Below are 10,640 nucleotides of genomic sequence, written 5' to 3' on the forward strand. Positions count from 1 at the left end.
GTGTGACGCACCGCCGCCCGGGATTCCGGGACTTCGTCAGATCGGCACGCTCGGCATCCACAGGGTGAACGTCGCTCCCTTGCCCGGCCCCGGCGACGACGCGGTGACCTCCCCGTCGTGGGCGCGGGCGATACCCCGGGCGATGGTCAGCCCGATGCCGCTGCCGCCGGCCGGCGCGGGCCGCCCCGGGTGCTCAAGGCGTTCGAACCGGCTGAAGATCCGGTTCAGGTCGTTCTCGGGGATGCCGACACCGTCGTCCGTGACGCGGACGACGACACGGGGAGCGGGACCGGACTCGATGTCCACAAAGACCGACACGTGACCGTCCTCGTCGCACGCGGTCAGCGCGTTGCCCAGCAGGTTCACCAGGACCTGGGTGACCCGGTCGGGATCGCAGAACGCGATGACCGGTGTGCCGGCCACGATGGTCAGGGCGACCCGCTGGTCGTCGTACTGGGGGCGCAGCCGTTCCGCCGTGGCCCGGGCCAGCGCGGCGACGTCCACGTCCTCGCGGTGCAGGGCGAAGGCGCCCTCCTCGACGCGGGACAGGCTGGAGAGATCGGCGGCCAGCCTCCGCAGCCGGTCCAGGTCGTCGGTGAGCGAGGCGAACATCGCGTCGTCCGGCGTGAAGATGCCGTCGGCCATGCCCTCGATCTGACCGCGCAGGATGGTGATGGGCGTCCGCATCTCGTGCGCGATCTCGGAGACCAGCCGGGCCCGGCGGCGCTCGGTGCCGGCGAGCGTCGACGCCAGCGTGTTGACGTCCTCGACCAGCGCGGCCAGGCCCGGCTCGCTCGGCAGGTCCAGGACGTCGTCGTAGCGCCCCTCGGCGAGCCGGTGCGTGGCGGCCCGGATGGTGTCCAGCGGACGCACCAGGAACCGGGAGAGCACGACGGCCGCGAGGACGGCCGCGCCCAACCCGATCCACAGGCCGACCACGTCGGGGTCGATACGACGGTGTCCGGGGCCGTTGATCAGCTCCCTGGCCGCCGATGTCGCTCCCAGCGCCACGAGCAGGACCGCGACATGGGAGAGCACCAGACGGTTGCGCAGCGACAGACGGGAGTGGAGCCGGCGCAGCCGGGCCCGCCATGCGCGGGACTGCGTGAAGTCGTGTCCTTCCATCGGTCACCGTCCGTCCGGCGCGGCAGGTTCGTCAGCGGCCTCGGCCGGGCGGCCGACGAACCGATAGCCGACCGTGCGGACCGTGCCCACGAACCGGGGCGCACTCGCGTCGTCGCGCAGCGCGCGACGCAGCGAACGAATATGGACGTCCACCACTCGTTCGTCGCCGAAGAAGTCCTCGCCCCACACCTGCGCCAGCAGGCCGCGCCGGGTGAAGACCCGTCCGGGGGCGCGGGCCATGGACGTCAGCAGGTCGAAGTCGAGGGCGGACAGCTCCGCCGGGCGCTCGCCGTCGACGAGGACCGCCCGTGTGCCGGGATCGATGGTGAGACCGGCGAAGCGCAGCGTGCCGTCGTCGACCGGGCTCGCTTCGGTGCCGGTGTCCGTACGCCGGAGGATGGCCCGCACCCGCAGGGCCAGCTCGCGCGGGCTGAACGGCTTGGTCACGTAGTCGTCGCTGCCGGTGGTGAAGCCGATGAGCCGGTCCACCTCCTCCGTCCTGGCGGTGAGCATGATCACCGGGACCTGGCTGGACTGCCGGATGCGGCGCAGCACCTGGAATCCGTCGAGGCCCGGCAGCATCACGTCCAGGACGACCAGATCCGGCCGGTCCTCGGTGACGCACTGAAGACCGGAGGGCCCGTCGGCGGCTTCCAGGACCTGGAACCCGTCGGCCTCCAGATAGCCGCGTACGGTCATACGGATCTTGGGTTCGTCATCCACGACCAGAACGCGCTGTGTACTCATCGTGCTCGCTTTCGTTCACAGGCGTGGTGCGGGAACCGGACGCCGCGGATCGTCCGGTGGCCTGGAGGTAGAGGTCCTCGAAGGTGCCCAGCGTACGGCGGATGTCGTGCGAGGCGACGATCTCCCGGCTGGCCTCGCCCATCCGCCGCCGGACCTTCGGGGTGTCGAGGAGTCTCGTGAGGGCCGCCGCGAGGGCGGGGATGTCGCCCGGCGGGAAGAGGTATCCGTTGCGGCCGGGGTGCACCAGGTGCGGCAGGGCCATCGCGTCGGCGGCGACGACGGGCTTGCCGGCCGCCATCGCCTCCATGGTGACCAGACTCTGCAGTTCGGCGGTGCCCGGCATGCAGAAGATGTCGCAGCGGGCGTAGGCGTCCAGGACCTCCTGGTCGGTGGCCAGGCCGTGGAAGGTGACCCGCTCCCGGATGCCCAGGTTCTGTGCCAGTTCCTCCAGCTCACGGCGGCAGGAGCCGTCGCCGACGATCTCGCCCCGCACCGTGAGCCGTTCGGGCAACAGCGCCAGCGCGCGCAGGAGTTCGTGGACGTTCTTCTCCTTGTCGAGCCGTCCCACGAACAGCACGCGGGCTTCCGCGTCCTCGCGCGGCGCGTCCGGCTGGGAGAAGCGGTCCAGGTCCAGGCCGCACGACACGGCGCGGGCGGGGATGTCCAGGCCGTTGTCGTGCAGGAGCCGCACCGCCCTGGCCGTGGGTGCGGTGACCGCGTGGGCGCGGCGGAAGACCCGTACGAGATCGCGCCAGGCGAACCGGCAGGCGGCCTCCGCGAGCCGGGCCGGAAGCCGTGTGTAGCCGAGCAGGTTCTCCGGCATGAAGTGGTTGGTGGCCACCACCGGAATCCCGCGCCGGTGTGCGGCGCGCGCCAGGGTCCGGCAGACGGAGAAGTGCGACTGGATGTGCACCACGTCGGGGGAGAGCTCCGCCAGCAGCCGGTTCGCCGGCTGGGACACCTGCCAGGGCAGGCAGACGCGGAAGGTCGGGTGGAAGGGGGTGCGGTGCGAGGGCACCCGGTGCACGGTGATGCCCTTCTCCACGGCGGTCCCGGGGCCGGCTTCCGTCGCGGGGCAGACGACGTGGACGTCGTGTCCCCGGCCGATGAGTCCCTCGGCGAGCCGCTGGGCGAAGTTCGCGGCGCCGTTCACGTCCGGCGGGAAGGTGTCGGCGCCGATGACGACGCGCTGCGGTCGGGGGCCTTGCATGGCGTACTCCTGTGAGGGTGCGGTGCGATCGGCGGTGAGGTGGGGAAAGGGGGTGGTACGGGTGATGTGGAGCACGCCCGCGAGGGCGAGTGCCCAGCAGGCCAGCCCGGTGCCCGCGGTGGCGGGGGAGAGACCGGGCGCCTCACCGAGCAGACCGACCCCGATGACGACGGCGATGAAGGGGTCGACCAAGGTGAGGCAGGCGACCGTGACCTCCGGCGGGCCCGCGGCCTGGGCACGCTGGGTGAGCCAGAAGCCGGCGAGCACGGTGAGGACCAGCGCGGCGAGGGTCCCGCACAGGACGCCGCCGAAGCCGTATGAGGTGAACTCCTCGCTCGCCGCCCGCACCAGCACCGACATACAGCCGTACGCGCTCCCCGCGCCCACGGCGCGCGCCAGACAGCGGCCCGGCCCCCGCAGCGATGCGCTGAGCACGGCGCAGCCGGTCACGATCACGAGGACCAGCAGCCCGGCCCACAGTTGGGCCGACGGTGTGACGGAGGTGGCGACGGTGACCCGCGAGGCGATCAGCGCGAAGGCCCCGGTGCCGACGACGATCGCGGCCAGCGCGAGTCCGGTGGCCCCCTCGAGCCGGGCACGGCGGGTGCGCAGCCCCCACAGCACGCTCACCACGACGGCACCCACGCCCAGCGGTTGCACCACCGTCACGGGCGCCAGCCGCAACGCGGTGACGTGCAGGGCAGCGCCGGCTCCCAGCAGGGCCAGACCCGCCAGCCAGCGCGGTCGGCGGACCAGCGCGGGCAGCCCGGGCGCGGGATCGGCGGACGTCTGGTGCGTGGCCTCGTACTGCAGCAGCGCGCCCGCCGCGTAGCAGCACGCGTCCAACATGCCGAGCACGATGGCGAGTACGGTCATCGGCGGTCCTGACCGCCGCGCAGCGCGTCGGCCAGCGCGAACAGCAAGGCGATCTCCAGGCCCAGCGTCACCCGCTCGGCCAGCCCGAGCAGCCGGGCGGCCCGCACCGCCGCGGGGTCCGCCGGGCGCGTGGCGCTGACGTGCGTACCGAGGAAGAGCAGCGCGGAAGCCGAACTCGCCCAGGACAGCGTGCGTATCCGGGCCGCCCGACGGTGGCCGCGCAGCCGGCCGGCCAGCAGCAGACCGGCGGCGGGCAGCGCGGCCAGCGACGCGCCCGCCGCGTGCCGATGCACCAGTCCGCTCAGGGACTCGACGCCGCCCGCCGGATCGGTACGGCAGACCGCGCAGAGCGCGAGCCCGGCGCAGGCCACCCCCAACGCGGCAGGGGCAACGGTTCCGACGGGCAGCCGGCTGTGCAGCAGCCCGGCAAGCACCGCCGCGGAGCCCGCGGCGGCGGATCCTACGCAGGCCGTGAACAGCGCCGCGGCACCGTCGTGCAGCGCGTAGTCGCTGAGCGTCTGTCCGACCGGATCCACCTGCTCGGCCCACCCGAGGTGGAGCAGCGCTGCCAGGGCGACCGATCCGGCGAGGGCGGTGTGCGCCGCCGACGTGAGCCGCTTCGGATCAGGGGGGACGCCAGCGGCCCGCGGCGAGAGGAATGCGTGCATGGCGGCCAGCCAACCGGCGAGCGATAAGGCGCGTACCACTGGCCGTATGAAGCTTCCGTGAAGCGACCTCTGAAGCAGCCATGAACCGCTGCCCCGACATCGGCCGGCCGCCGCACCACGCGGACGCGCTCACCGGCCCGGACCGATGGGCGCGCACAGAGAGACCGCTGACGCCAGCTCTTCGGCTTGCGACGGGAGCAGTCCATGGTGAGTCCGTCGCGCCGACACCACTGCTGGTAGCCGGAGGTGAAGGGACCGCCCGCCCAGTCGAAGGCGTCGTCGGCGGTTTCACGGTGGCCGAAGTGACACTGGGGGAGGCGTCGTCGAGCGTGTCGAAGTTCTTGGCGGCCGGCTCGGCGCAGGTGAGCTTCGGTGCGGTGACCGGCAGGTCCTGTCCGGCCGTGCTCGTGGTGTCGGCCGCGTTGCTGACGGTGGTGCCGGTCGTCGCGACGGCGCCGGCCGAGCCGGAGAGGACTACGAACCTCGGTCCGAATCCTCCCGCCGAATCGGTGTCACCCGGCAGACCGCACAGCCGGCCATGCACGGGCTGATCGGGATGGGTCCCCTGGCGCAGGCGCCGGACCCGGCTTCCGCCCGCACCCTGAAGTGCCGTGGGCACAGCGCCCGGGCCCGAGACGGGATGGCCTCAGGGAAGCAGCAGCGTCTTGATGGCGCGGCGTTCGTCCATGGCGCGGTAGCCCTCGGCGACCTGGTCGAGGGGGAGGGTCAGGTCGAAGACCTTGCCCGGGTTGATGCGGCCGTTCAGGACGCGGTCGATGAGGTCGGGCAGGAACCGGCGTACGGGGGCGGGTCCGCCGCGCAGGCCGACGTGTGAGAAGAACAGCTCCTGGCCGTTGATCTCCACATCGTGCGGGACGCCGACGAAGCCGACGTTGCCGCCGGGGCGGGTGGAGCGCAGGGCCTGCAGCATGGACTCCTGGGTGCCGACGCATTCGAGGACCGAGTCGGCACCGATGCCTTCGGTGAGCTCCTTGATCCGGGCGATGCCCTCGTCCCCGCGCTCGGTGACGATGTCCGTGGCGCCGAACTCGCGGGCGAGGTTCTGCCGGGAGGCGTGACGGCTCATGGCGATGACGCGGTCGGCGCCCAGTTCCTTGGCGGCGATGACGCCGGACAGGCCGACCGCGCCGTCGCCGACAACGACGGCGGTGGAGCCGGGTTCGACCTCGGCGGCGACGGCGGCGTACCAACCGGTGCCCATCACGTCGGACAGTGTCAGCAGGCTCGGGATCAGCTCCTGGTCCGGCTGCTCGGGGGTGGCGACCAGGGTGCCGTCGGCGTGCGGGACGCGGAACGCCTCCGCCTGACAGGTGCTCATGAACTCACGGTGCACACACGAGGACTGATACCCGTTGCGACAGTTGGGGCAGGTGTTGTCCGAGGTGGCGAACGACCCGATGACGAACTGGCCGGGCGTGACGGAGGTGACGTCGCTGCCGACCGCCTCGACCACGCCGACGTACTCGTGGCCCATCGGGTGGGGTTCGGTGACCGGGTTGATACCGCGGTAGTCCCACAGATCGGAGCCGCACACACAGGTGGCGACGGTACGTATGACCGCGTCGGTCGAGGTGACGATCTTCGGGTCGGGGACGTTCTCCACCCGAATGTCACCGGGCTTGTGAATGATGGTTGCGCGCATGATGGCTTCTCCGATCCTGAGGGGTTGAGGGGGGTGTCAGAGGAGTCATGGGCGGACGCGGGTGCTGACGCGGGGGCCGTTGTACTCGTCGTCGGCGACGTGCTCGAGCCAGGTGTTCTCAGGGCCGCCGCCGGGTCCGGGGTTCTCCCACAGCGCCAGGTGGATCATGAACTGGTCGGGGGCGGCGCCGTGCCAGTGCTCCTCGCAAGGCGGCGTGTGGACCACGTCGCCGGGATGGGCTTCGAGGAGGTCGCCGCCGCGGGACTGCATGAGGGCGATGCCCTCCACGATGTACAGAGTCTGACCCAGACCGTGCGAGTGCCAGGCGGTACGGGCGCCAGGGGCGAACTTGACCATGTTCGCCCGGGCTCGGGACGGCTCCTCGCCCCGGTAGATGACGTCGAACCAGACGTCACCGGCGAACAAGTCGGCCGGACCCTTGCCGGTCGGAGGCTGCTTCAGGAGTTCCATCGTGATCTCTTTCTTCTTGGTGTCAGCCGACCTGGCCGGACTCGTCGACGATGCCCTTGAGCTGAGTGATCGCGGTCATCGCGTTGGGCCAGCCCGCGTAGAAGGCCAGATGAGTGATGGCCTCGACGAGCTCCTCCCGCGTCAGCCCGTTCTCCAGCGCCCTGCGCAGGTGGAAGCCGAGCTGCTCGGTGCGGTACAGGGCGGCCAGCGTGGTGACCGTGACCAGGCTGCGATCGCGCGGCGACAGACCCGGGCGCTCCCACACGTCGCCGAACAGGACCCTGTCGGTCAGCTCCACGAGCTTGGGCGCGAATTCGCCGAGCGCCTGCGGGGCGACGGCCTTCTCTTCAGCCATGGGGGGCTCCTTGCGTTAGCGGGTTCGGGCCGAATACGGATACGCGACCACGCCCAGCTGGTGGCGGCCGGTCGGCGTGGGTGCATTTACGCCCAGTGGGTAGCGGCCGGTCCTCGTGCGTGCATTTACGCCCATCGGGTGGCGGCGGCCGGTCGTCGTGCGTGCATTTTCCGTGCGGCACAGGAAGTACCGAATGAAGGAAACAATCACACCCACTCGCTTCGGTGCTTTCCGATGACCAGTGTCGTCCCGCTCATCGACCTTGCCACGATCGCGCGCGCCCGCAAAGAGGAGAATTCCATCCCGGGAAGAGAACATCCAGGGAGAAAACCTTCCCCCCCTTCCGTCCGACGAACGGTGCCACACTGGCCGGCATGACCAGCAACGCCCATCTCAACGAGCTGGGGGAGTTCCTCAAGGCCCGGCGCGCCGAGCTCAGCCCCCGCACGGTCGGACTGCCCGACACCGGAGGGCCCCGGCGGGTGGCCGGCCTGCGCCGCGAAGAGGTGGCCCTGCTCGCCGCCATCAGCACCGACTACTACACCCGACTGGAGCAGGGCCGCATCCAGGCGTCCGCGTCCGTACTGGCCGCCCTCGCCGGGGTCCTGCACCTCGGCGACGACCAGCGCGACTATCTGTTCGAGCTGGCCGGGAAGGGGATCGCACGGCCCCGCCGACGTACCGTGCAGAAAGTACAACCGCAATTGCAACGGCTGCTCGACGACCTCACCGCGACCCCGGCCATGGTTGTGGGGCGACGTATGGACGTCCTGACGTGGAATCCTCTGGCCGCCGCCCTGGTTACCGATTTCGCGGAAATCCCGGAAAAGCAGCGCAATTATATTCGGCTGCTCTTCACCGACCCCGCCATGAAGTCGCTGTACCCGGAATGGGAGACCGTCGCCCGGGGCGCTGTCGCGCAGCTGCGAATGGAAGCGGCCAAGTACCCCGACGACCCACGGCTGACCGCCCTCGTCGGGGAGCTGTCGGTGCGGGACGCCCACTTCCGGCAGTGGTGGGGAGCCCACCACGTCTCCGCCCTCACCGTGGGCACGAAGACGCTCAACCATCCGGTCGCCGGCGAGCTCGTCCTCGACTGGGACACCCTCACCTGCAGCACTGACCCCGACCAGCAGGTCATCATCTGGACCGCCGCGGCCGGCACACCCACCCACGAGCGACTGCGCTTCCTCGCCTCCTGGGCCGCCGAAAGCCGCGAGCCCATACGGCCCCGATCGGTCGACTGATCCCGCCGAGGTCGCGTCGATCTTCGGGCGCTGGCGGACAACTGACCGACCACGGGGCGAGCGGCCACGAATTCCCATTGCCCTCCCTCACCCCAGGATGCTGGAGTGAGCCCCATGGATCACGTAGCGGTACTGGCCCTGTTCGACCGGGACATGCGGGAGGGCGCGCGCCCCGACGCACCAGGAGCCCGGGTCGAGCGCGTCGGAAAAGTGGTACGCCAGGTCGGCGCCGAGCGGGGCTGGAACGGGGTGATCTGGTCGGATCTGGACGGGGCGAGCGTTGACGCGGCCATCACCGACCAGATCCGCTACTACTCCGAACTCGGTCGGGAGTTCGAATGGAAGCTGTACGGGCACGACAAGCCGGAGGATCTGGGGCAACGTCTGCGCGCGGCCGGATTCACCGCCGAGCCCGAGGAGACACTGATGGTCGCCGAGCTGGGCGATCTGGCACTCGACGCCGAGCCCCCCGAGGGCGTACGGCTGCTTCCCGTCACCGACCGCGCGGGCGTCGACCTCGTGGCCGACGTACACGAACAGGCCTTCGGAACGGACGGCACGCGGCTGCGTCACCAACTGCTCGCCCAGCTCAACAGCGCCGCGGACACGGTCGTCGCCGTCGTGGCGCTCGCCGGTGACATACCGGTCAGCGCGGCCCGGATGGAACTCCTGCCCGGCACCCGCTTCGCCGGACTGTGGGGAGGCGGCACCGTCGAGGCCTGGCGCGGCCGAGGGATCTACCGCGCCCTCGTCGCCCACCGTGCCCGCGTCGCCGCGGCCCGCGGCTACCGGTACGTGCAGGTCGACGCCTCCAGCCAGAGCCGCCCCATCCTCGCCCGCCTGGGCTTCCAGCCGCTGACCACGACGACACCGTACGTCTATACGAGGTGACGCTCGTCGCGGTCGACGGGACGATGTCACATCCCGGCACCCCCGAACCGTCGCATGCGCATGACGACGAACCAGAGCATCCTCCTGGCCGGCGCCAGCGGCGTTCTCGGTCGGCACATCACCCGGGCCCTGACCGATGCGGGCCACAAGGTCACCGGCCTCGGCCGCGGCCCGGCTCACGGCGTCCAGGCCGATCTGATGGACCGCGACGCGCTGCTGCGCGCCGTCGACGGGCAGCACTTCGACACGGTCGTCGTCGCCGCGACCGCCCTGCGCAAGGCGCCCCTACGCCATCGCGGCATGTACGCGACCAACGCACTGCGCATCGACGGCACCGCCCACCTCATCGAGGCCGCACGGGCCACCGGCGCGCGGCGACTCGTCGCCGAGTCGATGGTCTTCGGGTACGGATACGGCGACTACGGAGACCACGTCCTCACCGAGCACGACACCTTCGGCCCGAAGGGCACCACCGCGCAGCTGGAACAGCACATCGCGGCCATGCGCATCAAGGAGCAACTCACCGTTGGGGCCGAGGGGTTGGAGGGAATCGCGCTGCGCTTCGGCCTTTTCTACGGCCCCGGCGGCACCGACGCCATCCTGTCCATGCTGCGCAAGCGGCAGCTCCCCGTCGCCGACGACGCGGGCCGGGTCCTGCCGTGGATCGACCTGGTCGACGCGGCGAGTGCAGTCGTCGCCGCCGTCGAAAGCGGCCGCCCCGGCCAGGCCTACAACATCACCGACCGCACCCCCCTGGGCTTCGCCGCCCACGTCCGCGCCGTGGCCCAGCGGTTCGGCCTGCCGAAGCCGATGACCGTACCGCTGTGGCTGATGAAACCCATGTCGTACGCGCAGGTGATGATGCGGACGACCATGCGGGTCTCCTCGGCGAAGGCGGAGCGGGAACTGGGCTGGACCCCCACCTATCCGTCCTGCTACGACGGGATCGCCGCGCTCAAGGCGACGGTGTGAGCCGGTCCGTTCAGCATGATCTAGCGCGGAACCCCGGGCGTTCACGTCCGGGAGGAAGCGCTTCTCTGGACTGCTCTGACTCGCGCGCGTGCATGGGTCTGCACTGTTGGCCTCAGCCGTCTACTGCGGGCGCTGCTGGTTTTCGATGTACTCCTTGATGATGCTGAGCGGGGCGCCGCCGCAACTCGCCGCGAAGTACGAGGGTGACCAGAAGTGCGCGCCCCACAGGTACTTGCGGATGTGGTCGGGGTACTCCTGGCGGAGTCTGCGGGCGGAGACGCCTTTGAGGGAACCGACCAGCTTGGAGACCGAGACCTTGGGCGGGTAGTGCACGAGGAGGTGGACGTGGTCCTTCTCGCCGTTGAACTCGACCAGTTCGGTTTCGAAGTCGGCGCAGACGGCTCGCATGACTTCC

General features: G+C 70.8%; 11 protein-coding genes. 3 read left to right on the top strand and 8 right to left on the bottom strand.

Going from position 1 to position 10,640, the window contains the following annotated elements; all coding sequences use genetic code 11:
- Nucleotides 1–36 precede the first annotated feature (36 nt).
- The 7 genes from AB0D27_RS11870 to AB0D27_RS11900 all read right to left on the bottom strand — a co-directional run bounded on the left by AB0D27_RS11870 (nt 37) and on the right by AB0D27_RS11900 (nt 7,115).
- A complete protein-coding gene (locus tag AB0D27_RS11870; protein ID WP_362505789.1) occupies nt 37–1,125 on the bottom strand; it encodes a HAMP domain-containing sensor histidine kinase in 1,089 nt (362 codons plus the stop codon).
- 3 nt (nt 1,126–1,128) lie between these two features.
- Nucleotides 1,129–1,872 (bottom strand): response regulator transcription factor, encoded by a 744-nt coding sequence (locus AB0D27_RS11875; protein ID WP_362505792.1) that lies wholly within the window; start codon nt 1,870–1,872, stop codon nt 1,129–1,131.
- Nucleotides 1,841–3,958 carry a glycosyltransferase gene (locus tag AB0D27_RS11880; protein WP_362505795.1) on the bottom strand — a complete coding sequence of 706 codons (2,118 nt, stop codon included), beginning with the start codon at nt 3,956–3,958 and terminating at the stop codon, nt 1,841–1,843. Before AB0D27_RS11880 ends, AB0D27_RS11875 begins: the two co-directional genes overlap by 32 nt.
- Nucleotides 3,955–4,626, bottom strand: a complete 672-nt coding sequence (locus AB0D27_RS11885) for a DUF998 domain-containing protein (RefSeq protein ID WP_362505798.1) — start codon at nt 4,624–4,626, stop codon at nt 3,955–3,957. The genes AB0D27_RS11880 and AB0D27_RS11885 overlap by 4 nt, the downstream gene beginning before the upstream one ends.
- A 646-nt stretch (nt 4,627–5,272) precedes the next feature.
- Nucleotides 5,273–6,289, bottom strand: a complete 1,017-nt coding sequence (locus tag AB0D27_RS11890) for a zinc-dependent alcohol dehydrogenase family protein (RefSeq protein WP_362505801.1) — start codon at nt 6,287–6,289, stop codon at nt 5,273–5,275.
- Nucleotides 6,290–6,334: 45 nt separating this feature from the next.
- Nucleotides 6,335–6,760 (bottom strand): cupin domain-containing protein, encoded by a 426-nt coding sequence (locus tag AB0D27_RS11895; RefSeq protein ID WP_362505804.1) that lies wholly within the window; start codon nt 6,758–6,760, stop codon nt 6,335–6,337.
- Between the two features lie 22 nt (nt 6,761–6,782).
- On the bottom strand, nt 6,783–7,115 hold the full coding sequence (locus AB0D27_RS11900; RefSeq protein ID WP_362505807.1) for a carboxymuconolactone decarboxylase family protein: 333 nt from the start codon (nt 7,113–7,115) through the stop codon (nt 6,783–6,785).
- Nucleotides 7,116–7,489: 374 nt separating this feature from the next.
- Between AB0D27_RS11900 and AB0D27_RS11905 the strand changes: the two genes are divergently transcribed.
- The 3 genes from AB0D27_RS11905 (at nt 7,490) to AB0D27_RS11915 (ending at nt 10,225) form a co-directional block, all read left to right on the top strand.
- Nucleotides 7,490–8,362 carry a helix-turn-helix domain-containing protein gene (locus tag AB0D27_RS11905; RefSeq protein WP_362505809.1) on the top strand — a complete coding sequence of 291 codons (873 nt, stop codon included), beginning with the start codon at nt 7,490–7,492 and terminating at the stop codon, nt 8,360–8,362.
- Nucleotides 8,363–8,476: 114 nt separating this feature from the next.
- Nucleotides 8,477–9,253 (top strand): GNAT family N-acetyltransferase, encoded by a 777-nt coding sequence (locus tag AB0D27_RS11910; protein WP_362505812.1) that lies wholly within the window; start codon nt 8,477–8,479, stop codon nt 9,251–9,253.
- Between the two features lie 60 nt (nt 9,254–9,313).
- Nucleotides 9,314–10,225 carry an NAD(P)-dependent oxidoreductase gene (locus AB0D27_RS11915; protein ID WP_362505815.1) on the top strand — a complete coding sequence of 304 codons (912 nt, stop codon included), beginning with the start codon at nt 9,314–9,316 and terminating at the stop codon, nt 10,223–10,225.
- A gap of 120 nt (nt 10,226–10,345) precedes the next feature.
- Here the strand turns inward: AB0D27_RS11915 and tnpA are convergent.
- Nucleotides 10,346–10,640, bottom strand: a 295-nt coding sequence (tnpA, locus tag AB0D27_RS11920) for an IS200/IS605 family transposase (RefSeq protein ID WP_362505818.1), incomplete at its 5' end; no start/stop codon positions are given.

The sequence above is a fragment of the Streptomyces sp. NPDC048415 genome, from assembly GCF_040651675.1.
Lineage (GTDB): Bacteria > Actinomycetota > Actinomycetes > Streptomycetales > Streptomycetaceae > Streptomyces.

Coding starts and splice junctions, on each gene's coding strand:
- AB0D27_RS11870 (WP_362505789.1), bottom strand. CDS start 1,125: ATGGAAGGACACGACTTCACGCAGTCCCGCGCATGGCGGGCCCGGCTG.
- AB0D27_RS11875 (WP_362505792.1), bottom strand. CDS start 1,872: ATGAGTACACAGCGCGTTCTGGTCGTGGATGACGAACCCAAGATCCGT.
- AB0D27_RS11880 (WP_362505795.1), bottom strand. CDS start 3,958: ATGACCGTACTCGCCATCGTGCTCGGCATGTTGGACGCGTGCTGCTAC.
- AB0D27_RS11885 (WP_362505798.1), bottom strand. CDS start 4,626: ATGCACGCATTCCTCTCGCCGCGGGCCGCTGGCGTCCCCCCTGATCCG.
- AB0D27_RS11890 (WP_362505801.1), bottom strand. CDS start 6,289: ATGCGCGCAACCATCATTCACAAGCCCGGTGACATTCGGGTGGAGAAC.
- AB0D27_RS11895 (WP_362505804.1), bottom strand. CDS start 6,760: ATGGAACTCCTGAAGCAGCCTCCGACCGGCAAGGGTCCGGCCGACTTG.
- AB0D27_RS11900 (WP_362505807.1), bottom strand. CDS start 7,115: ATGGCTGAAGAGAAGGCCGTCGCCCCGCAGGCGCTCGGCGAATTCGCG.
- AB0D27_RS11905 (WP_362505809.1), top strand. CDS start 7,490: ATGACCAGCAACGCCCATCTCAACGAGCTGGGGGAGTTCCTCAAGGCC.
- AB0D27_RS11910 (WP_362505812.1), top strand. CDS start 8,477: ATGGATCACGTAGCGGTACTGGCCCTGTTCGACCGGGACATGCGGGAG.
- AB0D27_RS11915 (WP_362505815.1), top strand. CDS start 9,314: ATGACGACGAACCAGAGCATCCTCCTGGCCGGCGCCAGCGGCGTTCTC.